The sequence below is a fragment of the Halomonas denitrificans genome (genome assembly GCA_019800895.1).
In the GTDB taxonomy this organism is placed as follows: Bacteria; Pseudomonadota; Gammaproteobacteria; order Xanthomonadales; family Wenzhouxiangellaceae.
The window spans coordinates 421,579-444,414 of sequence record JAHVKF010000001.1 but is presented as its reverse complement, the minus strand read 5'-3'; the positions used below and the strand labels follow the sequence as shown (position 1 = coordinate 444,414).

At 67.7% G+C, this 22,836-nt stretch carries 21 protein-coding genes; 16 read left to right on the top strand and 5 right to left on the bottom strand.

Annotated features, from left to right (window positions below; translation table 11 throughout):
* Window positions 1-196: 196 nt before the first annotated feature.
* Both KUV67_01945 and KUV67_01940 read left to right on the top strand, forming a co-directional pair.
* A complete protein-coding gene (locus KUV67_01945) occupies window positions 197-874 on the top strand; it encodes a type 1 glutamine amidotransferase domain-containing protein (GenBank protein MBY6203630.1) in 678 nt (225 codons plus the stop codon).
* Between the two features lie 405 nt (window positions 875-1,279).
* Window positions 1,280-2,434, top strand: coding sequence for an NAD-dependent epimerase/dehydratase family protein (locus KUV67_01940; GenBank protein ID MBY6203629.1), 1,155 nt, complete (start codon window positions 1,280-1,282; stop codon window positions 2,432-2,434).
* 270 nt (window positions 2,435-2,704) lie between these two features.
* Here the strand turns inward: KUV67_01940 and KUV67_01935 are convergent, their stop codons facing one another.
* The gene (locus KUV67_01935) at window positions 2,705-3,577 is read right to left on the bottom strand and encodes a phosphoribosylaminoimidazolesuccinocarboxamide synthase (GenBank protein MBY6203628.1); all 873 of its coding nucleotides are present in this window, start codon (window positions 3,575-3,577) and stop codon (window positions 2,705-2,707) included.
* Window positions 3,578-3,977: 400 nt separating this feature from the next.
* On the opposite strand from KUV67_01935, the gene rpe reads away from it, so the two are divergent.
* From rpe to KUV67_01880, 11 genes are all read left to right on the top strand, one after another.
* The gene (gene rpe, locus KUV67_01930) at window positions 3,978-4,649 is read left to right on the top strand and encodes a ribulose-phosphate 3-epimerase (GenBank protein MBY6203627.1); all 672 of its coding nucleotides are present in this window, start codon (window positions 3,978-3,980) and stop codon (window positions 4,647-4,649) included.
* Between the two features lie 109 nt (window positions 4,650-4,758).
* The gene (gene trpE / locus KUV67_01925) at window positions 4,759-6,246 is read left to right on the top strand and encodes an anthranilate synthase component I (protein ID MBY6203626.1); all 1,488 of its coding nucleotides are present in this window, start codon (window positions 4,759-4,761) and stop codon (window positions 6,244-6,246) included.
* Window positions 6,243-6,836: an aminodeoxychorismate/anthranilate synthase component II gene (locus KUV67_01920; protein MBY6203625.1), complete on the top strand. Its 594-nt coding sequence runs from the start codon at window positions 6,243-6,245 to the stop codon at window positions 6,834-6,836. The genes trpE and KUV67_01920 overlap by 4 nt, the downstream gene beginning before the upstream one ends.
* Window positions 6,837-7,119: 283 nt before the next feature.
* A complete protein-coding gene (gene trpD, locus KUV67_01915; protein MBY6203624.1) occupies window positions 7,120-8,151 on the top strand; it encodes an anthranilate phosphoribosyltransferase in 1,032 nt (343 codons plus the stop codon).
* Window positions 8,148-8,945, top strand: coding sequence for an indole-3-glycerol phosphate synthase TrpC (trpC, locus tag KUV67_01910; protein MBY6203623.1), 798 nt, complete (start codon window positions 8,148-8,150; stop codon window positions 8,943-8,945). Before trpD ends, trpC begins: the two co-directional genes overlap by 4 nt.
* Before the next feature lie 381 nt (window positions 8,946-9,326).
* Window positions 9,327-10,721 carry an aldehyde dehydrogenase family protein gene (locus tag KUV67_01905; protein MBY6203622.1) on the top strand — a complete coding sequence of 465 codons (1,395 nt, stop codon included), beginning with the start codon at window positions 9,327-9,329 and terminating at the stop codon, window positions 10,719-10,721.
* Window positions 10,722-10,821: 100 nt separating this feature from the next.
* Entirely contained in the window at window positions 10,822-11,268 is a 447-nt protein-coding gene (locus tag KUV67_01900) for a VOC family protein (GenBank protein MBY6203621.1), read from the top strand.
* A 52-nt stretch (window positions 11,269-11,320) separates the two neighbouring features.
* A complete protein-coding gene (locus KUV67_01895; GenBank protein ID MBY6203620.1) occupies window positions 11,321-12,802 on the top strand; it encodes an alanine:cation symporter family protein in 1,482 nt (493 codons plus the stop codon).
* 93 nt (window positions 12,803-12,895) lie between these two features.
* Window positions 12,896-14,806, top strand: coding sequence for an ATP-binding cassette domain-containing protein (locus KUV67_01890; protein ID MBY6203619.1), 1,911 nt, complete (start codon window positions 12,896-12,898; stop codon window positions 14,804-14,806).
* A gap of 109 nt (window positions 14,807-14,915) precedes the next feature.
* Window positions 14,916-15,326, top strand: a complete 411-nt coding sequence (gene mscL, locus KUV67_01885) for a large-conductance mechanosensitive channel protein MscL (protein MBY6203618.1) — start codon at window positions 14,916-14,918, stop codon at window positions 15,324-15,326.
* Between the two features lie 75 nt (window positions 15,327-15,401).
* A complete protein-coding gene (locus tag KUV67_01880) occupies window positions 15,402-16,703 on the top strand; it encodes an alkaline phosphatase (protein MBY6203617.1) in 1,302 nt (433 codons plus the stop codon).
* Between the two features lie 289 nt (window positions 16,704-16,992).
* Here KUV67_01880 and KUV67_01875 read toward each other — a convergent pair whose 3' ends face one another.
* From KUV67_01875 to serA, 3 genes are all read right to left on the bottom strand, one after another.
* A complete protein-coding gene (locus KUV67_01875) occupies window positions 16,993-17,655 on the bottom strand; it encodes an OmpA family protein (protein ID MBY6203616.1) in 663 nt (220 codons plus the stop codon).
* A gap of 158 nt (window positions 17,656-17,813) precedes the next feature.
* Window positions 17,814-18,098 (bottom strand): N-acetyltransferase, encoded by a 285-nt coding sequence (locus tag KUV67_01870; protein MBY6203615.1) that lies wholly within the window; start codon window positions 18,096-18,098, stop codon window positions 17,814-17,816.
* Between the two features lie 11 nt (window positions 18,099-18,109).
* Entirely contained in the window at window positions 18,110-19,345 is a 1,236-nt protein-coding gene (serA, locus tag KUV67_01865; GenBank protein MBY6203614.1) for a phosphoglycerate dehydrogenase, read from the bottom strand.
* An 84-nt stretch (window positions 19,346-19,429) separates the two neighbouring features.
* On the opposite strand from serA, the gene KUV67_01860 reads away from it, so the two are divergent.
* Complete coding sequence (locus tag KUV67_01860; GenBank protein MBY6203613.1) at window positions 19,430-20,800, top strand: FAD-binding oxidoreductase; 1,371 nt, start codon at window positions 19,430-19,432, stop codon at window positions 20,798-20,800.
* A complete protein-coding gene (locus tag KUV67_01855; protein MBY6203612.1) occupies window positions 20,797-21,777 on the top strand; it encodes a hypothetical protein in 981 nt (326 codons plus the stop codon). The genes KUV67_01860 and KUV67_01855 overlap by 4 nt, the downstream gene beginning before the upstream one ends.
* 260 nt (window positions 21,778-22,037) lie before the next feature.
* On the opposite strand, the gene KUV67_01850 is transcribed toward KUV67_01855, so the two are convergent.
* Window positions 22,038-22,472, bottom strand: a complete 435-nt coding sequence (locus KUV67_01850) for a hotdog fold thioesterase (GenBank protein ID MBY6203611.1) — start codon at window positions 22,470-22,472, stop codon at window positions 22,038-22,040.
* Between the two features lie 100 nt (window positions 22,473-22,572).
* On the opposite strand from KUV67_01850, the gene KUV67_01845 reads away from it, so the two are divergent.
* Complete coding sequence (locus tag KUV67_01845; GenBank protein MBY6203610.1) at window positions 22,573-22,815, top strand: hypothetical protein; 243 nt, start codon at window positions 22,573-22,575, stop codon at window positions 22,813-22,815.
* Window positions 22,816-22,836 lie beyond the last annotated feature (21 nt).

The following is a 22,836-nucleotide window of genomic DNA, read 5'->3' as shown; positions in this document are numbered from 1 at the left end:
AATGCGCGATCTGCAGTTCAACGGATTGAAGCAGTGCTGTTGGTTCTCTTGCGCGCCTTCGCGTCTTCGCGTTCATCATCTAGAGGAAATGGTCTTCAGAGTGCAGCGACTTGAATCGTCGACCGCGTTCGCATGAAGTTTGCGGTGGGCGACCACACTACGGCCTTGGAAACACGACTCAAAGGAGAGGATCGAAATGAATATCCTGATGGTGCTGACTTCGCACGAAAAGCTGGGTAACACGGGCGAGAAGACCGGGTTCTGGCTGGAAGAGTTCGCCGCGCCGTACTATGCGTTCCTGGATGCCGGTGCGGAGGTGACCCTTGCGTCGCCGAAGGGCGGGCAGCCGCCGCTCGACCCGAAGAGCGACGACGAGGACGCGCAGACCGACGCGACCCGCCGGTTCAAGGACGACCGCAAGGCCCAGGAGCAGCTCGCGCATACGCATGCACTGGTGGAAATGCACGCCGCGGACTTCGACGCGGTGTTCTTCCCGGGTGGCCACGGTCCCATGTGGGACCTCGTCGACCATCCGGTCTCCCAGGCCCTGATCGCGTCGTTCATCGAGTCGGGCAAGCCGGTCGGGGCGGTCTGCCACGCGCCCGCAGCGCTGACCGGCGTGAAGACCGATGCCGGCTACCTCGTGTCCGGCAAGCGCGTAACGGGATTCACCAATGCGGAGGAGGAGGGCGTGGGCCTGACCGACGTGGTGCCCTTCCTGCTCGAGAACCGCCTGAAGCAGCGTGGCGGACAGTTCAGCTCCGGGGAGGCCTGGGGGCCGCACATCGAAGTCGACGGCCTGCTGGTCACCGGCCAGAACCCCGCCTCCTCCGAGCCCGCCGCCGAGGCCCTGCTCAAGCTCCTGCGCAGTTAGCGGCTTTGTTTTCTCTCCGTGCCCGATTCCCTAGAGGATGTGCGCGAAGGCGCAAAGGAGCAAAGTGCGCAAAGAAATGCACGGGAGAAAGAAAAGCCAACTATCAAAGCTGCCGCAAGAGTGATCAATTGACCCGAAGTTGAATGCCGGGCGAGACCAACCGCCATCGACCGTATCTCGAGACCGTTCCGAAGGCGTCGCCAACCGCTGATGCTTTTCCGATGATCCTGATTCTCTTCGCGCTTCTTCGCCCCTTCGCGCCTTTGCGACCATCCTCTAGGGGGTCGCCCCCAAAGGCCTGATCGAGGCCAGACCCTGCCATTGGTCCCATTGCTCGCGGCCGCGGCGCGTGGCAAGTTGAGCTGATCGACAGCCGGCCGCCGACGAGCGGGTGAGGAGCGGACCATGGGGCAGACGCGCAGGGATCTTCTGAAGGTCGGAGGGCTCGGGCTGGGAGCGGCCGCGCTTTCCGGCCTGGGCCTGCAGGCCGAGGCAAGGACGATGTCGGTGGTTCCGAAGGCCGATCGGCCGCTGGACCTGCTGATCCTCGGCGGCACGGGCTTTACCGGGCCGTTCCAGGTGCGCTACGCGCTGGCGCGAGGTCACAGGGTCACGATCTTCAACCGCGGCAACAAGTCGCTGGACTGGCCGGGCCCGGTCGAGGAACTGGTCGGCGACCGCAACGAGGGAAACCTGTCGGCGCTCGAGGGCCGGCGATGGGATGTCTGCATCGACAACCCCACGACGCTGCCGTTCTGGGTTCGCGATGCCGGTCGGGTCCTGGAGAACCAGGTCGACCACTACGTCTTCACCTCGACCCTGTCGGTGTACGCCTCGAACGCTGACCCGGGCGCCGACGAAAGCGCTGCGCTGCTCGAGTACCAGGGCGAGGACCGCATGGCCGAGACCATGAAGAGCGTCCGCGCGAACATGGCACTCTACGGTCCGCTCAAGGCCGAGTCCGAGCGCGAAGTCGCGCGCTGGTTCCCGGGTCGGCACACCATCGTCCGGCCGACGCTGATCGTCGGCCCCGGCGATGCGACCGACCGCTTTACCTACTGGCCGGTCCGGTTGGCGCGCGGTGGGCAGGTGCTGGCGCCCGGCGACGGCAAGGATCCGGTCCAGCTCATCGATGCCCGCGACCTGGCCGAATGGACCGTACGCATGGCCGAAGCACAGGCCGGCGGGGCCTACAACGCGGCGGGCCCGGACTACCGGTTGACCTTCGACGCGATGTTGCACGGCATCCGTGCAGTGACCGGCGTGGCCGCCGAACTGAACTGGGCACCCGCCGAATTCCTCGCCGAGCGGGGGATCAACCCCTGGTCCGACATGCCCGTGTGGATTCCGTCCGAGGGCGAGTACGCCGGCTTCGCGTCGCGCTCGAACCGCAAGGCCATCGACGCCGGCCTGGCCTTCCGCCCCTTCGCCGACACCGTCGAGGCCACCCTGGCGTGGTTCCGCGACCAGCCCGACGACCGCCGCTCCCAACTCCGCGCCGGCCTCACGCCCGAACGGGAAGCCGAAGCCCTGGAGGCGTTGCGGGCAGCTTCGTCGTAATCGAGCTCGGAAAAGCTAGATGATGGGCGCGAAGGCGCGAAGGGGCAAAGGACGCAAAAAAAAATCGATAAGAAGATGGAACAAGCGACGTCCGGTGCTTCGATAGGACTTTTTTGATGCCGGATTCAGTTCGTGCAGTTCCACTCCGTCCGCTGAAACGAGCTTTCGGCCCTGCGGCAGCAACTTTTTCTGGTGACTTCGCGTCCTTTGCCCCTTCGCGCCTTTGCGTCCGTCCTCTAAAAGCCGCAGGCACCAGGCTCTGATCGAAACCTATTCGGACAGAAGAATGCGTTCGGCTTCTCGATAACGCGCCACGGTCTGGTCGATGATTTCCAAGGGAAGCGCCGGGCCCGGGGCGGTCTTGTTCCAGTCGAGGGTCTCGAGGTAGTCGCGGACGAACTGCTTGTCGAAGCTCGGCGGGCTGATGCCCAGCCGCCAGCTTTCCTCGGGCCAGAAACGCGAGGAGTCCGGGGTCAGCACTTCGTCGATCAGGTAGAGGTGCCCGTCGGCATCGGTGCCGAACTCGAACTTGGTGTCGGCGATGATGATGCCGCGCTCGCGCGCATAGGCGCCGGCGCGCAGGTAGATCGCAAGGCTGATGTCGCGGACCTGGACGGCCAGCTCGGGCCCGATCAGCTCCTGCATGCGGTCGAAATCGATGTTCTCGTCGTGGTCGCCGACCGCCGCCTTCGTCGACGGGGTGAACACGGGCTCGGGCAGGCGGGCGGCCTGCTCCAGGCCTTCGGGCAGCTCGACGCCGGACACCGCACCGGTCGCCCGGTAGTCCTTCCATCCGGAGCCGGCGAGGTAGCCGCGCACGATGGCCTCCACCGGTAGCGGCTTCAGGGCACGCACCAGCATCGAGCGCGGTGCCAGTGCTTGCGCCAGGGCGGCGTCGCCCAGGACGTCGGCCAGGTCGTCGTCGAGGAGGTGGTTGCGGACCAGGTCGCCGAACTGCGCGAACCAGAATTTCGAGATCCGGCTCAGGATCTCGCCCTTGCCCGGAATCGCATCCGGAAGCACCACGTCGAAGGCGCTCAGCCGGTCCGAGGCCACGATCAGCAGCTGGTCGTCGTCGACGCGATAGATATCGCGCACCTTGCCCTGGTGCACACGCTCGAGCGGCGGAAGGGGATAGCTCACGATCGATTCTCGACAGGCGGGAATCCCGGAATTATACGGTTGGTGGGGGTGTCTATCGGCACGCGGTGGCCGAGCCCTCTAGAGGATGGACGCAAAGGCGCGAAGGGGGCGATGGACGCGAAGAGAACGAAAGGAGGTGCTGCCACAAGGCAGCATGAGCGTTTTCACGCGCAGTGTGACAATTCGACCATCGAGATCGAGAAAGCGTCCACCTCAGCTGCAAGCGCGGAAGAAGGCTCCGGTTTTCCAATTGTCACGATTTTCTTCGCGTTTCTTTGCCCCTTCGCGCCTTTGCACCCATCATCTGAACGTCGATGGCACGGCGCGGATCGAAGCCACCCGCCCGGCCCGTTCATTCGGCGACAATAGGGGCCTGATCCAATCACGCCGGAACTCCGTCATGTCGCAGCAATCACTGGTGATCGCGCCGTCCATTCTTTCTGCCGATTTCGCTCGCCTCGGCGAGGAGGTCGAGACCGTGCTCGCGGCCGGCGCCGACTGGGTCCATTTCGACGTGATGGACAACCACTACGTGCCCAACCTGACGATCGGACCGATGGTCTGTCGGGCCCTGCGCGATTACGGCATCGAGGCACCGATCGACGTGCACCTGATGGTCAAGCCGGTCGACCGGATCATCCCGGATTTCGCCGAAGCGGGCGCGACCACGATCTCGGTGCACCCGGAATCCACCGAGCACCTCGATCGGACCCTGGGCCTGATCCGCGAATCGGGCTGCCGCGCGGGCGTGGTGTTCAACCCGGCGACCCCCCTGGACGTGCTGGACTGGGTGATCGACAAGGTCGACCTGGTGCTGGTGATGTCGGTAAATCCCGGTTTCGGCGGCCAGTCGTTCATTCCGGCGGCGCTGGACAAGCTGCGCATGGCGCGCCAGATCATCGACGACTCCGGCTTCGACATCCGGCTCGAAGTCGACGGTGGGGTGAAGACCACCAACGCCGCCGAGGTGATCGCGGCCGGCGCCGACACGCTGGTCGCCGGCTCGGCGATCTTCAACGCCGAGGACTACCGCACGGTGATCGAGCAGATGCGCGCCGCCGCGTCGGTCTGAGGACCGGGGCCTCGCCGAGCCCGCCTCTACCGGCGATCTGCAATAATCGCCGGTCGCCCTGCGGCTCCATCGGGGTCGCCGGAACCGAGCCTCATTCCGTGGACGCATCATCGTGGACCTGAAGCAATTCGAACGCTATCGCGCCGAGGGATACTCCCGCATTCCCGTGTGGCGCTCGGTCGCGGCCGATCTCGACACGCCCCTGTCGGTGTACCTGAAGCTGGCCGACGGGCCGAACTCGTTTCTTCTCGAGTCGGTCGAAGGCGGCGAGAACTGGGGCCGCTACTCGATCATCGGCCTGCCGTGCCGGAGGGCCTACCGTGCATCGGGCCGGACCTTCGAGGTGCTGGACCATGGCCGGGTGGTCGAGACCCGCGAGGACGTCGATCCGCTGGACGAGATCGCGAAGCTTGCCGAATCCGTTTCCATGCCGCGGATCGACGGGCTGCCCCGGGTCGGCGGGCTGGTCGGCTATTTCGGCTACGAAACCGTTGCCCTGGTGGAGCCGCGCCTGGATTTCTCCGGTCTTCCCGATGCGCTCGGCGTGCCGGAGATCCTGCTGCTGGATGCCGAAGAGCTGGCGGTGTTCGACACGCTGGCCGGGCGCCTGTACCTGATCGTCCAGGCCGATGCGCTTCGCGAGGACGGCTACGACCAGGCGGTTCGCCGGCTGGACCAGCTCGGCCACCGGCTGCGCGCCGGATCACCGGGCTATCCGCACCCGGTGGACCTGCCGGTGCCGGGCGAAGACGATTTCGAGTACGGCTTCGAGCAGGCCGATTTCGAGCGGGCCGTGGGCCGGATCAAGGACTACATCCTGGCCGGCGACGCGATGCAGGTGGTGCTGAGCCAGCGGATGAGCGTCGACCTGGCGGCCCGGCCGCTCGACGTCTACCGTGCCCTGCGCGCGCTCAACCCGTCGCCGTACATGTACTTCTTCGACTTCCAGAACGATCACGAGACCTTCCAGGTGGTCGGGTCGTCGCCCGAGGTCCTGGTCCGGGTCGAGGACGACGAGGCGCTGGTCCGGCCGATCGCCGGCACCCGTCCACGCGGCCGAGACGAGGCCGAGGACCGCGCCCTGGAGGCCGACCTGCTGGCCGATCCGAAGGAGCGCGCCGAGCACCTGATGCTGATCGACCTCGGTCGCAACGACATCGGCCGGATCGCCGAGATCGGCTCCGTCGAGTTGACCGACCGGATGATCATCGAGCGCTACTCGCACGTCATGCACATCGTCAGTCAGGTCCGCGGCCGCTTGCGTTCGGGCATGGATGCGCTGGACGTCCTGCGCGCGACGTTCCCGGCCGGCACCCTGTCGGGGGCGCCGAAGGTGCGGGCGATGGAGATCATCGCCGAGCTCGAGCCGGTCCGGCGCGGCATCTACGCCGGCGCGGTGGGCTGGATGAACTGGCACGGCGACGCGGATTTCGCGATCGCCATCCGCACAGCGCTGGTCGCCGGCGGCCGGATCCACCTGCAGGCCGGTGCCGGCATCGTTGCCGACTCCGACCCGGCGCTGGAGTGGGAGGAAACCATGAACAAGGGCAGGGCGCTGATCCGCGCGATCGCCGAGGCCAGCGAGGGCATCCGATGAAGGTGCTGATGATCGACAACTACGACTCGTTCACCTACAACCTCGTCCAGTACCTGGGCGAGCTGGACGTGGAGGTCGTGGTCCACCGTAACGATGCCATCGACGTGCAGGGCGTGCGCGACCTGGCCGCGGACGCCATCGTGCTGTCGCCGGGGCCGTGCACACCGAACGAGGCGGGTGTCTGCCTGCGCATCGTCGACGAACTGGCCGGCAAGGTGCCGATCCTCGGCGTGTGCCTCGGCCACCAGGCGATCGGCCAGGCGCTGGGGGGGAAGGTCGTCCGGGCTCGCCAGGTCATGCACGGCAAGACGTCGTTGATGCACCACGCCGACGAAGGCGTGTTCCGCGGCCTGGACAACCCCTTCGAGGCCACCCGCTACCATTCGCTGATCGTCGAGCGCGACACCCTGCCCGATGTGCTGGTCGAAACCGCCTGGACCGCGCACGACGACCGGGAGCCGCAGAACCGCGACGAGATCATGGGGTTCCGGCACCGGGACTGGCCGCTCGAGGGCGTCCAGTTCCACCCGGAGTCCATCCTGACGCAGCACGGCCACGACCTGCTGAGGAATTTTCTGGGGAGCGTCTGATCACGCCTCCGCGGACAACGAACAAAGGAAAAACGGAAACCGCAGATGAACGCGGATGGACGCAGATAAGACCTTCGGATCGAGCAGGTGATGAACTGAAGCGGGCCGCTTGTCCCTTCTGAAAAAGGGCCCGAACGTTTCGTACCGGTGACGGTCCGGACCCTTGGAATTAAGCCTCTTCGGGCGAGCTGCAACGCAAACTGCTGAGGTTTTTCATCTGCGTTCATCCGCGTTCATCTGCGGTAATTGGTTTTTGAATTTCGATGACCGGAACGAAAACGATATGAACCAGACTCCGATCCAATCCGCCATCGCCACGGTCACCGGCGGTTCCGATCTCGACGCGGCGTCGATGCAGGCCGCGATGCACCAGATCATGGCCGGGGAGGCGACGCCGGCGCAGATCGCCGGGCTGCTGGTCGGGCTGGCGGTCAAGGGCGAGACGGTCGAGGAGATCGTCGCGGCCGCCACGGTGATGCGTGAGCTGGCCACCGGCGTGACCGGCCTGGACGGCCCACTGACCGACATCGTCGGCACCGGCGGCGACGGCGCGTCCCTGTTCAACGTGTCCACCGCCTCGGCCTTCGTCGCCGCGACCGGCGGCGCCCGGATCGCCAAGCACGGAAATCGGTCGGTGTCCAGCAACTCCGGCGCGGCCGACGTGCTCGAGACCGCCGGCGTCCGGCTGGAGCTGACGCCGGAAGAGGTCCGTGCGGCGGTCGATCGCTTCAATGTCGGCTTCCTGTTCGCGCCGGTCCACCACAGCGCGATGCGGCACGCGGTCCTGCCGCGCAAGGAGATCGGGGTGCGCACGATGTTCAACCTGCTCGGGCCGCTGACCAATCCGGCGGGCGCGACTCGCCAGGTGCTCGGCGTGTTCGACTCGCGCTGGTTGCGTCCGCTGGCCGAAGCGCTGGGCGAGCTGGGCAGCGAGCACGTGCTGGTGATCCACTCCGACGACGGTCTCGACGAGTTCTCGATCGCGGCACCCACCCGGGTCGCGGAACTGAAGGACGGCGAGGTTCGCGAATTCACCTTCGATCCCGACAGCGTCGGCCTTCGTGGATCGCTCGACGGCCTGGCCGTGGCCAACGCGCTCGAGAGCCTGCAGATCATCCGCGGCGCGCTGGGCGGGACAACCGGGCCGGCGGCCGATATCGTCGCGCTGAATGCCGGGGCCGCGCTCTACGTGGCTGGCCGGGCCGACACGCTGGAGACCGGCATCGCGCAGGCCCGGGCGCTGCTGGCCGACGGCGAGCCGCTCGAACGACTCGAGGCCTACGCCGCCTGGACACAACAGGCGCCGGAATCGTGAGCACGCCGTCGGTCCTGACGAAGATCTGCGCGACCAAGCGCGACGAGGTCGCCGCGCGCCGCGCGAAGCGGTCCGAAGCCGAACTGCGCTCGCGGATCGGGGATCGTCCGCCTTGCCGGGACTTCCATGCCGCGCTGGCCGAACGCGTCGCCCGCGAGGAGCCCGCGATCATCGCCGAGTTCAAGCGCGCCTCGCCGTCGGCCGGCTGGATCCGCCGCGACGCCGACGCGGTCGAGGTGGCCAGGCGCTACGAAGCGGGCGGGGCGGCCTGCATGTCCGTGCTGACCGACGTCGAGTACTTCCGCGGCTCCGATGCCGACCTGCAGGCCGCCCGCGGCGCCTGCTCGCTGCCGGTGATCCGGAAGGATTTCGTGATCGACCCCTACCAGGTGTACGAAACCCGGGCCTTGGGCGCCGATGCGATGCTGCTGATCGTTGCCGCGCTCGACGACGCGCAGCTGGCGGATTTCAGTGCGCTGGGCCGCGAGCTGGGCCTTTCGGTGCTGGTCGAGGTCCACGACGCGGAAGAGATGGATCGCGCGCTTCAGGTGCCCGGCCACCTGCTCGGCATCAACAATCGCGACCTGCACGTCTTCGAGACCCGTCTGGAGACCAGCGAGCAGCTTGCCCCGCGGATTCCCGCCGATCGCATCGGTGTCTGCGAATCCGGCCTGAACACCCGCGCCGATCTCGAGCGCATGCAGTCCGCCGGCCTCCACGCCTTCCTGATCGGCGAGGCCCTGATGCGGGGCGGCGACCCGGTGGCCTCGTTGCGGGCGTTGCTGGCGCTTTGATCGAGTGACCGGGCGCGTTCTCAAGATGGTGGGCGCGAAGAAAAAAGCCTCCGGCTGGGAAAGGCAAGAGCGTTTTCTCGCAGAGACGCAAAGGCGCAGAGGAAGCGCTGACGTTGTGGCAGGACGCCAATGGAATTCTGTCGACCCGGCACGCATCGGGGTTTTCACTCGATAAATCAGTGGCTTGTAAGAAACATTCCCGATCATTCCTCGGATTTCTCTGCGACTTCGCGTCTCTGCGAGAAAACGCCTTTGCCCGTTCGGCACAAGCAGTCACTTGCCTTCTCCTTCGAGCCCATCATCCGGAAAAGTGCGAGCATTGCCTCTCCAGCCCTCGACCTGCGCTACGCTTGAGAGCCGGGACCTGACAGGCAACCAGCAATGGCCGATGCGGATACGGAACTGAGCGGAAAGTACGGCGAGCTGGTCGAGCGGTTGCGCGCGACCTTCGATGCCGGGGTGACGCGGCCGCTGGACTGGCGCCGGTCGCAGCTCGATGCGATGAAGGCGATGCTCGAGGACAACGAAGGGGTGATCGCCGAGGCGCTGGCCGCCGACCTGTCGAAGCCACCGCAAGAGGTGGTCCTCGGCGAGACCGCGCTGCTGTTCGCGGAGATCCGGCACGCCCGTTCCCGCGTCGAGCGCTGGGCGCGGCCGCGCAAGGTCGATACGCCGATGTTCGCCCAGCCGGCCACGAGCCGGGTCCGGCCCGAGCCGCTCGGTGTCGCCCTGATCATCGGTGCGTGGAACTATCCCCTGCAGCTGACCCTGGCGCCGCTGATTCCGGCGATCGCGGCCGGCAACTGTGCGGTGCTGAAGCCGTCGGAGGTCGCGCCCTACACCTCGAAGCTGATTTCGAACCTGGTGCCGCGCTACCTCGACCGTCGTGCGTTCGAGGTGGTCGAAGGCGCGGTGCCGGAAACCACGGCACTGCTGGCCCAGCGCTGGGATCACATCTTCTACACCGGCGGCGCCGAGGTCGGCAGGATCGTGATGAGGGCGGCCGCCGAACACCTGACGCCGGTGACGCTGGAGCTCGGCGGCAAGAGCCCGGCGATCGTCGACGACACCGCCGACCTGAAGTCCGCAGCGCGGCGGATCGCCTGGGGCAAGGCGCTCAACGCAGGACAGACCTGCATCGCCCCGGACTACGTGCTCGTCTCGCCGAGTCGCAGGGCCGCGCTGCTCGATGCATTGAAGTCTGAATGGCGGACGATGCTGGGCGAGAACCCCTGCACCAGCGACGATTACACGGCGGTGGTCAACGAGCGCCATTTCAACCGCATCGCGGAATTGATCGAGCAGGGCACGGTGGCGATCGGCGGCCGGGCCGACCCCGAAACGCGACGCATCGAACCCACGGCCCTGATCGATCCCGACATGGATGCCGCCGTGATGACCGACGAGATCTTCGGGCCCGTGCTGCCGGTCATCGAGACCGAGAACCTGGACACCGCCATCGCCTTCGTGCGCGCCGGCGACAAGCCGCTGTCGGCGTACCTGTTCACGAAATCGAAGGCCGCCGAGAGGACGTTCCTGGACGAACTGGCCTGCGGCAGCGTCTGCATCAACGACGTGATGATGTTCATGTCGGTTCCCGAGCTGCCGTTCGGGGGCGTCGGCATGAGCGGCATCGGCCAGTATCACGGCCGGGCCGGCTTCGATCGCTTCAGTCACCTGAAGTCGGTGATGAAGCGCGGCCGCTTCCCGGATCCGTCGATCCGCTATGCGCCGTACTCGGCGCTCAAGACGAAGCTGCTGAAGTGGTTTGCTTGACTGAATGGAAGGGGCAAGGGACGAGGGGACAGGGCCAGTGACAAGCAAACCCTCGACCCTCCACACTGAATCCTGAACTCCCGAGCAAGGCGCTTTCCCCATGCCCGAATCCTATCCCCGCTTCCACCTCGCGCTGCCGGTCACCGACCTCGACGCGACGCGTGCGTTCTACACCGATCTGCTGGGCTGCCCCACCGGGCGCGAGTCGTCGCGGTGGGTCGACCTGGACTTCTTCGGCCACCAGCTCGTCCTGCATCGGGTCGAGCCGGAGGACCATCCGGCCGCGGCGTCGAACGCGGTCGACGGCCACGACGTGCCGGCCGGTCACTTCGGTCCGGTGCTGGCCTGGGAGACCTGGGAAGCGCTGGCCGAGCGCATGCGCGAGCGAGGCGTCGAGTTCCTGATCGAGCCGTACGTCCGATTCGAGGGCAAGGCCGGCGAGCAGGGCACCTTCTTCGTGCGTGACCCCAGTGGAAACGCGCTGGAATTCAAGACCTTTCGCGATATCTCGAAGCTTTTTGCCACCGACCTCGACACGCCGGCCTGAACCCATGACCCTCGCCTGCTAGGATTTCCGCTCACTCGAGCCGGACCCCGACATGGCCCTTTCGGACGCCGCGCCGAGCGCGGCCGGCATCGACGAGACGATCGATGCCTGGATCTCCCCCGTCGCGACCTTCGTCCAGGACCTGATCCTGTTTCCACTGCCGCTCGGTGCGGCCGAAGTGCCCTTCGTGGTGCTGTGGCTGGTCGCCGGCGCATTGCTGTTCACGCTCTACTTCCGCTTCGTCAACGTGCGCGGGCTGGCCCAGGGCTTCCGGCTGGTTCGCGGCGACTACGACGACCCGTCCCACGCCGGCGAAGTCACCCATTTCCAGGCGCTGGCCACGGCGCTGTCCGGGACCGTCGGCCTCGGCAACATCGCCGGGGTGGCGATTGCCGTATCGATCGGCGGACCGGGGGCCGTGCCGTGGATGATGCTGGCCGGTTTCCTCGGCATGGCGTCGAAGTTCATGGAGTGCACGCTGGGCGTCAAGTACCGGCACGAGAACGACGACGGCACCGTGTCCGGCGGACCGATGTGGACCCTGTCGCGGGGGCTGGCCGATCGCGGCCCGGTGCTGGCGAAGCTGGGTGCGGTCTGCGCGGCGGTGTTCGCGGTGTTCTGTATCGGCGGATCGTTCGGCGGCGCCAACATGTTCCAGGCCAACCAGAGCTACGAGCAGTTCGTCGGCATCACCGGTGGCGAGGCGTCCTGGTGGGCCGACAAGGGCTGGCTGTTCGGCCTGATCCTGGCCGTTCTGGTCGGACTGGTCATCCTCGGCGGCATCCGGTCGATCGCCCGGGTGACATCGAAGATCGTCCCGGTGATGGCCTGCATCTACGTCGGCGCGGCCCTGCTGATCATCGGCCTGAACCTGGACGCGGTGCCCGCTGCCTTCGCGCTGATGTTCTCGAGCATGTTCGGCATCGACTCGGTCGCCGGCGGCGCGCTCGGCGTGCTGGCGGTCGGCTTCCAGCGCGCGGCGTTCTCGTCCGAGGCCGGGGTCGGCTCGGCGGCGATCGCGCACTCGGCGGTCCAGACCGACACGCCGGTGACCGAGGGCCTGGTCGCCCTCTACGAGCCCCTGGTCGACACGGTCATCGTCTGCACCATGACCGGGCTGGTGATCATCCTGACCGGGGTCTGGGACGCCGGCTCCGGCATCAGCGGCGTGGAGCTGACCAGCCGGGCCTTCGGCAGCGTGATCGACGGCTTTCCGGTGGTGCTGGCCATCGCGGTGATCCTGTTCGCCTATTCAACGATGATCGCCTGGGCCTACTACGGCATGAAGGCCTGGACCTACCTGTTCGGCCGCTCGCCGGGGAAGGAGCTGGCCTACAAGCTGCTGTTCCTGGTCTTCGTGGTCGTCGGCACCACCATGGAGCTCGGCGCGGTCATCGGGTTCTCCGACGCGATGATCCTGGCCATGGCCTTCCCGAACCTGCTCGGCATGCTGTTCCTGATGCCGGAGGTCCGGCGCGATCTCGAGGCCTACCGGCAGAAGCTGACGGCGGGCCCGGTTCGACGCCGCCGCTGATCGGCCGTCGACGGCCGGATCGCCGTTTCCCCGAGTGCGAGGCCGCGCTGCGAATTCCGCATCGCGATCGGTCTGCACGCGTATCCTTGCGCCATGTCGCTGTTGACCCTGATCGATGTGGAATTCGCCGTCGGTGGCCCGCCGCTGCTCGACGGCGTGGACCTGGCCCTGGAAGCGGGCGAACGCGTGGCCGTGGTCGGCCGCAACGGCGCCGGCAAGTCGACCCTCCTGAAGCTGATCGACGGCACCCTGCAGCCCGATGGTGGCGAAGTCCGGGCGATGCAGGGCACGCGGATCGCGCGGCTGGACCAGGACGTGCCCGACGACGATCCCGGCACGGTGTTCGACGTGGTCGCACGCGGGCTCGGCGAACTCGGCGCCTGGATCCGCGATTTCCATGCCGAAGCCGAAGGCGATGCGCACCCCGAACGTCTGGCGCGCCTGCAGTCGAAGATCGAGGCCGCAGGCGGCTGGGATGCCGATCTGCGGATCGAGCAGGTCCTCGAGCGCCTCGGCCTCGACGGTTCGACGCGTTTCGCGGCGCTGTCCGGCGGCCTGAAGCGCCGCGTGCTGCTGGGCCAGGCGCTGGCCGCACGGCCCGAGGTGCTGTTGCTCGACGAACCGACCAACCACCTCGACATCGAGGCCATCGAATGGCTCGAGGAACTGCTCAAGGGTTACGACGGCGCGCTGGTGTTCATCACCCACGATCGCCGCTTCCTGAAGGCCCTGGCCACGCGCATCGTCGAGATCGATCGGGGCGCGCTGACCTCGTGGCCGGGCGACTGGGCCAATTACCTGCGAAGGCGCGACGAGCGGCTGCACGCCGAGGCGCTGGCCGACCGCGAGTTCGACCGCCGCCTGGCCGAGGAGGAGACCTGGATTCGCCAGGGCATCAAGGCGCGCCGCACGCGCAACGAGGGACGCGTCCGTGCGCTGGAAAGGATGCGCCGGGAACGCGCGGCGCGGCGCGAACAGGTCGGCCAGGTGAAGATGGAGGTCTCGGAGGCCGGGCGGTCCGGAAAGAAGGTCATCGAGGTCGAGAACCTGCGCTTCGGGTGGAGCGATGCAGAGGGCGACGAGCCACCGTTGATCGACGACTTCTCCACGACGATCTTTCGCGGCGACCGGATCGGACTGATCGGCGCCAACGGCAGCGGCAAGTCGACGCTGCTGAAGCTGCTGCTGGGCCAGCTCGAACCCGACGGCGGCGAGGTTCGCCTCGGTACCCGCCTCGAGATCGTCTATTTCGATCAGCAGCGGGCCGTTCTCCGGGACGACTGGAGCGCGGCGGAAAATGTCGGCGACGGGCGCGAGTTCGTCACGATCAACGGTCGCGACCAGCACGTGATCGGCTACCTGGGGGATTTCCTGTTCTCCCCGGAACGGGCTCGCGCACCGATTTCCCGGCTGTCGGGCGGCGAGCGCAACCGCCTGCTCCTGGCCCGGCTGTTCGCCCGGCCGTCGAACCTGCTGGTGATGGACGAGCCGACCAACGACCTGGATGCGGAAACGCTGGAGCTGCTCGAAACCCTGCTGGCCGAGTATCCGGGCACGCTGTTGCTGGTCAGCCACGACCGCGACTTCCTCGACAACGTGGTCACCGCGACGCTGGTCATGGAGGGCCGGGGGCGGGTCGGCGAATACGTCGGCGGCTACACCGACTGGCAGCGCCAGCGCGACGCGCGGGCCTCGCGAGCAGGCCCCGACCGGTCGTCGGCGCCCCCGGCCCCGAAACCCGCACCGGCATCGACCCACCGGTCTTCGAATGACCGACCGAAGCGGAAGCTGACCTACAGCCAGCGCCTGGAACTCGAGGCCCTGCCGGCCCGGGTCGAAGCGCTCGAGGCCCGGATGGCCGAGCTGACCGAACGGCTCAACGACCCGGAACTGTATGACCGGCCGGCCGACGAGATCCGCCGGGTCAACGAGGACGTCGCGTCCCTCCAGGCGGAGATCGATGCCGCCTACGCCGACTGGGAATCGCTGGAAGCCGATTCCTGAGGCGGTGGAACGCGGGTTGTCGCGTGCCTATACTGGCTTCGTCCGCCGGCCCGGTGCCGGTCGGCCTTACCACTCCACAACAACCACACCAATTCAGGGAGAGCGCGACATGGGCATGATGACGGAGTTCAAGAAATTCGCGATCAAGGGAAACATGGTCGACATGGCGGTCGGCATCATCATCGGCGCGGCCTTCGGCAAGGTGGTCGCGTCGTTGGTCAAGGACGTGATCATGCCGCCCCTGGGGCTGGCGATCGGCGGCGTCGACTTCAGCGAACTGGCGATCGTGCTCAAGGAGGCCACCGACGAGGCGGCCGCGGTCACGATCAACTACGGCGCGTTCATCCAGACCATCGTCGACTTCCTGATCGTTGCCTTCGCGATCTTCGTCGCGATCAAGGTGTTCAATTCCATGAAGCGCAAGGACGAGGACACGCCGGCGGTACCGCCGAAGCCCAGCGAGGACATCGTTCTGCTGCGCGAGATCCGCGATTCGCTGGCCAGTCGCGATCCGCGCTGAGCGACGGGCTGCCCCATCGGCGTGCGGATCGCGCTAGGCTTCGTGGCTGTTGTCGGTAACGGAGTCCACGCCGCGATGCGATCCGCACGCCTGATCCTGCTGCCGCTGGCCCTCGGGCTGGCGGCCCTCGCTTCCGCCCAGGAGCCCACCGGGCGGGGCGCGATCTTCTTCCACCCCGACGGGGCGTCGCTGACCCACTGGGACGCGGCCCGGATGCGCTACGCGGGCCCGGACGGTGCGCTGAACTGGGACCGGTATCCGTATTCCGCCCCATACCGCGGCCACATGAGCGATCGCCTGGTCTCGACCTCGAACGGCGGCGCCGTGTCGCACGCCACGGGCACCCGGGCCCACGCCGGTTCGTTCGGGCTGGACCCGGACGACCGGGAAATGGTCTCTGCCGACGGCACCACGCGCACCATCGTGGAGGCCGCGATCGAGGCCCGTATCCCGACGGCGCTGATCCAGACCGGCTCGCTGATCGAACCGGGGACGGCCGCCTTCGTTGCCGAGGCACCCAGCCGGGGTCGCTACGAGGACATCGCGCTGCAGGTGGTCGAGTCCGGGGTCCATATCCACCTCGGGGCCGGCGAACAATGGCTGCTGCCCGAAGGCGTTCAGGGCCGGTTCGGTCCCGGACGACGCACGGACGGCCGCAACCTGATCGACGAACTCGCGTCGGCCGGCTACACCGTCGTCTACACGCGCGAGGAGCTGGCAGCGCTTCCCGAGGACGTCGAGCGCGTGTTCGGCGTGTTCGCCGAGGACCATTCGTTCTTCGATGAATCCGAAGAGGATCTCGCCGAGCTCGGTCGCGCGCCGTATCTCGAGACCGCGCCGAGCGTGGCGGAAATGACCCGGTTCGCGCTCGACCGCATCGCCGGCGGCGAACGCGGGTTCCTGATGGTGATCGAGGAAGAGGGCTCGGACAACTTCTGCAACCGGCTGAACGCGTCCGGATGCCTCGAGGCGCTGCGGCGAGCGGACGAGGCGGCCGGGCTGCTGCTGGACTTCGTCGAACGCCATCCGGACACGTTGCTGGTCACCGCGGCGGACTCCAACGCCGGGGGCATGAACGTAATCGACGTACCGTGGGGCTTGCAGCAGGTTCCGGAGCGGGACCCGTCCACCGGCGGCCTGCTGGACGGCGAGCACGGCACGGGCACGGCGCCGTTCTTTAGCGGCCCGGATGCATCGGGTCGCCGGTTCCCGTTCGCGGTCGCGTGGGCGTCGGCCAGCGACCTCGGCGCCGGCGTGGTCGCGCGCGGGGCCGGCTGGCAGGCGGGACGGTTCATCGACCCGGCCGGCGTCCACAACATCGACATCTACGCCATGCTCTACGAAACCCTGTTCGGCGAAGCGCCGTCCGCCGACTGAGTCACGGGCTTCGATCGGGGAAGGGGCTTCGATCCTTAGATGATGGGCGCGAAGAGCGCCAAGGAAAAGGCAAGAACGCAACAAGATCAATAGGCTGAAAACCGTCTTCCTGATGATGCTGGTCTAGTGGTTTTCTGATTCACTCCGATTGCTTCGCGGTCTTGCAGTACTCCTTGCGCCTTTGCGTCAATCATCTGCCGTTGCTTTCTGGTTTTGGCAGGCAACTCGATGGCCAGCAGGCAACACCCGATGCCGCGGGGCAGCATCGGGACGGTGCGAGAGGCTCGCCTCAGGTGATGGGAATCAGGGTGAGTTCGACGCGGCGATTCTGGCGCCGGCCTTCGCGGCTGCCGTTGCTGGCGACCGGGTAGTCCTCGCCGTAACCGGACGCCTCGATGCGGACCGGGCGGATGCCCCGGTTGATCAGGTACTCGGCCACGGTCTCGGCGCGGTTCTCGGACAGGCGCTGGTTGTAGGAATTCGGCCCCGAGGAATCGGTGTGGCCGTCGATCACCAGCACGGTCTGGTCGTATTCCTCGACCACCAGCGCGACCGAGTCCAGCACCTCGAAGAATTCCGGCCGCAGGCTCGCCGAGTCCACGTCGAAGGTGACGTTGCCCGGCATGTTGAGGATGATCTGGTCGGCGCGTCGGGTCACGCTGACGCCGGTGCCCTCGAGCTGCTCGCGAAGCTCGGCTTCCTGGCGGTCCATGTAGGCGCCGACGGCGGCACCGGACAGCGCACCGATGCCGGCGCCGATCGCCGCGCGCTCGAGGCGGTCGCCGCCGCTGATCGCGCCGATCACGGCACCGGCCGCGGCACCGATGGCCGCGCCGGAGCCGGCGCGCGAGGTCCGTTCCTCGCCGGTGTAGGGGTCGGTGGTTGCACAGGCGGCCAGCGCGGCGGCGAGCACGACGGCGAGCGGGGGTCGAAGGTTGATCGAATGATTCATCGCAATATTCCTGTCGATTCGATGGGGACGATTGCGAGCGATCTTGCCCGCTTCCGATCCACCCATGGGGCACGCGGAACGATGGAGTTCACGGTTCAGGGCCTGGATTGCGAACCGCGCCTCTGCATCCGGCGCGGCGGCTCTCGACGTCGGCCGGCTCAGTCGGTTTCGGAGACGAGGTCGGCGTATTCGTCGTGGCGCCGGATCCAGGCCGCTACGTAAGGACATCGGGGCACGACCCGGAAGCCGTGCTTCCGGCAATGGTCCAGCGCGTAGCGGGTCAGGTGCGACGCGATTCCTCGGCCCTCGACCGGCGGCGGAACGAAGACCCGGGTCATGGTCATCACGCGGTCGGCGAGACGGTAGTCGAGGACGCAGGTGTGGCCGTCGACGTCGGTCGCGAATCGATCGTCCTCGGGCTGGTGGCGAATGTCGAGCTGCATGCCGGTTCTCCTCAGTACAGGAATCGCGTGCGAATCGTTGCCGGGATGTCGTGCAGCCTGCGCAGGACCGGCCCTGCATCGTCGGTCTCGACGTCCATCACGACGTAGCCGACGTCGGTCAGGGTCTGCAGGTACTGACCGACGATGTTGATGCCGGCCTCGGAAAACGCATGGTTGATCGCCTGCAGGACACCGGGCTCGTTGCGGTGGATGTGCAGGATGCGCCGTGCGGTCGCATGATCCGGCAGGTTGACCTCGGGAAAGTTCACCGCGCCCGTCGACGAGCCGTTGTCGGAATACAGCGTCATCTTGGTGCTGACGTCGAGCGCGATGTTCTGCTGCGCCTCGTGGGTGCTGCCGCCGATGTGCGGCGTCAGCAGCACGTTGTCGAACTCGCGCAGTTCGGACACGAACTCCTCGTCCTTCGAGGTCGGTTCGGACGGGAAGACATCGATGGCCGCGCCGCCGAGCCGGCCCTGCTCGAGCGCCTGGGCCAGCGCGGGAATGGACACTACCTTGCCGCGCGAGGCGTTGATCAGGTGCGCCCCGGGTTTCATCCGGGCCAGCTCCCCGGCGTCGATCAGGCCGCGGGTCTCGGCCGTGTCCGGGACGTGCAGCGAGACCACGTCCGCGCGTTCCAGCACTTCGTCCTGGCTGTCGGCAGGCTCCGCATTGCCCAGCGGCAGCTTGCGCACGACGTCGTAGTACATCACGCGCATGCCGAGTCCCTCGGCGAGGATGCCGAGCTGGGAACCGATGTGTCCGTAGCCGATGATGCCCAGCGTCTTGCCCCGGACCTCGAAGCTCGCCCGGGCCGATTTCAGCCATTCGCCGCGGTGCGCCGCGGCATTCTTCGCGGGAATTCCGCGCATCAGCATCACGATCTCGGCCAGTACCAGTTCGGCCACGGAGCGAGTGTTAGCATACGGCGCGTTGAACACCGGGATTCCGCGGTGCCGGGCCGCGGCGAGGTCGACCTGGTCGGTGCCGATGCAGAAGCAGCCGATGGCCGTGAGCCTATCGGCAGCGTCCAGCACCCGTTCCGTGACCCGCGTTCGGGAGCGGATGCCCAGGAAATGCACGTCGGCGATGCGCTCGACCAGTTCGTCGACCGGCAGCGCCCCGGGCAAGCATTCGACCTGGTGGTAACCGGCCGCGTTGAAGCACTCCACGGCCCGTTCGGAGATGTTTTCCAGCAACAGGATCCGGATCTTGTCCTTGGAAAGCGAGAGATTGCGCTGCGTCATGACGAGGCGGCTGCGATGCGGAGGAAGCTGAATGATAGACGACCCGAAGCCGCGCCGAAGCCCGCTGGCCCCGGCCCCGGCCCCGTGAGCCGGCCCGCGGGCATCGAGTTCGTCGACGATCCGTCCACGCTCGAACACTACGGCCGCGACTGGACCCGCTTCTGGTCCCCGGCGCCCCGTGCGGTCGCGTTCCCCCGCAGCACCGAGGACGTCGCCGAGCTGGTGGCCTGGGCGCGTCGCGGGCGCGTGGCGCTGGTCCCCTCCGGCGGCCGGACGGGCCTGTCCGGCGGCGCGGTGGCCGGCGACGGCGAAGTGGTCGTGTCCTTCGATCGGATGCGCGACGTCGTGGCGCTGGATACGACCGAACCGTCGATCACCGTCGATGCCGGGATCGCCGTCGGCGAGGTGCAACGACGCGCGAGCGAGGTGGGTCTCTGCTACCCGGTCGACTGGGCCGCGGCCGGTTCGAGCCAGGTCGGCGGGTCCGTGGCGACCAACGCCGGCGGCATCCGGGTGCTCCGATACGGCATGACCCGCGACTGGGTCCGAGGCCTGACGGTGGTGACGGGGCGGGGCGACGTGCTGGATCTGAATCGCGGACTGATCAAGAACAACGCCGGGCCGGACCTCCGCCACCTGATGGTCGGAAGCGAGGGAACCCTCGGTCTGATCACGCGGGTCACCCTCGGCCTGATCGACGCACCGCCCGAGCGCTCCGTCCTCCTGCTGGCCTTCTCCGGCCTCGACGCCGTGATGCCCGCGTTCCAGTCGCTGCGGTGCGGCCTGGACCTGTCGGCCTTCGAGTTCTTCGATCGGGCCAGTGTCGAGGCCGTGGCGACCGGCTCGGGCCGCGAGTTCCCGCTCGACGAGGTCGCGCCGTATCACGCCGTGGTCGAGTTCGACGACCCCGACGGCAGCCGCCAGGACGCGGCCCTGGCGGTGTTCGAGGCGCTGGTGGAGGCCGGGCACGTGGTCGACGGCACGATCAGCCAGTCCGGTGCGCAGGCCGAGGAGCTGTGGCACTGGCGGGAGGCGATCAGCGAATCGATCGCCGGCCGCACACCGTACAAGAACGATCTCTCGGTCCGCGTTTCCCGGGTTCCCGGCTTTCTCACCGCGCTCGACGAGCTGGTCGGACAGCGATACCCGGAGTTCGAGGTGGTCTGGTTCGGCCATATCGGCGACGGCAACCTGCACATGAACGTCCTCAAGCCCGACGACTGGTCCATCGACGACTTCCGGTCGGCCTGCGAGCGCCTGACACCGGCCGTGTTCGAACTCGTGGGCCGGAGCGGCGGCAGTCTTTCGGCCGAGCACGGCGTCGGTCTGCTCAAGCGCGATTACCTCGCGTCGATCAAGCCGGCCGCCGAAATCGAGCTGATGCGCGAGATCAAGCGCGCGTTCGATCCGGACGGCGTTCTCAACCCCGGCAAGCTCTTTCCGCCCGACTCGTGAGCATCGCGCCGCTCCTGGAACGCTCGGCGTGGCCGCGTCTGTTGCTGGCCGCGCTCGTCCTGGGCGCAGCCGGGTCGGTGCGCGCCGAGGGGCCCGATCTCGAGCGCGCGCTGGCGCTTCGCGACCTCGAGCCGATCCGGGCGTGGTTGGCCGATGCGCCGGAGCCGACGGCGGCCGCGTGGCGCGCGCGGATCGCGCTGGCCCGGATCGAGTCCCCGAATGAGGTCAAGGACCTCCTCGATGCGGCACGAGCGGACCATCCGGACGACGCGGGCCTGGTCCTGCAGCAGGCGGCGACGGCCCTGGAGGCGCTCGACGCCCGGGACGGGCGCTTCGAGCGAATGCGCGAGGCGCGGGCCGTGGGCCGGCTGCTCGAGCGCGCCCTCGACCTCGACCCGAATCATCCCGAAGCCCTGGCCGCGGCGATCGGCTTCCACCGGGACGTCCCCCGGATCGCCGGCGGCCGCGAGGACCGGGTGCCGGCGCTGGTCGCGCGCCTCGCCGAGGTCGATCCGGCTCGCGCGGCGCAGGTCGAGTCCGAAACGGCCCGGCAAACGGGCCGCGAAGCGGCCGCCCTCGAGGCGATCGAGCGCGCCGTCCTGCTGGACCCGCTCCGGCGGCCGGGCTGGCGCGTGCAGCGGGCCGCGGCACTCGGCCGGGTCGGTCGGATCGAGGCCGCCGTCGCTCACCTCGAAACCGTGATCGCCGACGCCCCGGCCTACGGTCCGGCGTGGTTCCAGCTCGGCCGGTGGATCGCCGCCGGCGGCGGAGCGGCGGAGCGCGGGATCGAAGCGCTGGAACGCTATCTCCTGATGCCCGGCTGGCCGGGCGATCCGTCGACGGCCGAAGCGCTGGTCCGAATGGCGACCCTGAAGACCCGCGCCGGCGACGCCGACGGCGCCCGCCGCGCCCTCGAGCAGGCGCGCATCCTCGATGCCGGCCTGTTCGCGGATGATGGGGCAAATTCCGTTAGATGATGAGCGCGAAGACGCGGAGACGCGAAGGCGCGAAGAGAAAAGCAGGAATCCCTGGAAAAGCCCTCGACGGGTTCGAGGAGACGTTCCGGTCGCTGTCCGAAATCTGCCATTCGAAGTGATCTGCGGCGGGGTCCAGCCCGATTCGCGCATCGGAAGCCGGAATTTTCTAGACGAAGTACTCGTTCGCCAGGTGTCCGCGTTGGTTCTTTCCTTCGCGCCCACCATACAAGCGCCGTTGCACGGGAGCCGGCGACCGCCCGTCAGTCGCCGGGCGGGGAGCGGTCCTCGAGGACGAGCATGGTGAGCTTCGCCAGCGCGACCTTGCGGCCATCGGCGTCGTCGATCCTGATCTGCCACAGGTGGGTGGAGCGGCCCAGGTGCACCGCTTCGGCGCGGGCCCGGACCATGCCACCGGATCGCACCGCGCCGAGGTGGTTGATCGCCAGTTCGAGCCCGACCGCAGCGCGACCGCTGCCGGCGAGCACCATGGCCGAGGCGGCCGACCCGACGCTTTCGGCCAGGGCCGCGCTGGCACCGCCGTGGAGGATGCCCATCGGCTGGAGGTGGCGCGAGTCGACCGGCATTTCAGCAACAAGGAACGTCTCGCCGGCCTCGCTGTAGCGAATGTCCAGCGTGTCCATCAGGGTGTCGTCGCGGTGCGCGTTCAGGCGCGCGATCCAGTCGGAAGAAGTCATCGTTCAGCGTCACTCGCTTCGAAGGGTGGGCTCTTGGTTCGAATCTTGCACTCAGTACGACAGGAACTGCTGGAAGGGGGTGGGGTGGTCCCGTGCCGTCATGACCTCTCCGAACAACCAGATCGCTCGCGAATGCCGACCGTTGTTGATCGACGAGGTCGAGCCGGCTGCCGAGCCGCCGTCGCTGACCACGCTGCGGTGGGGCCTGGCCATGCTGTTCGCCGGCATGATGCTGACGCTGGGCGTCACCTTGAGCCTCGATGCGGCGGGCGACGGCCATCGCCCATCGACCGCGGACTCGCCGCGGGCGGAGCGGGCCGCCGGATCCGGGCGATCCTCCTGATTCCTCACCCACCACCGGAGC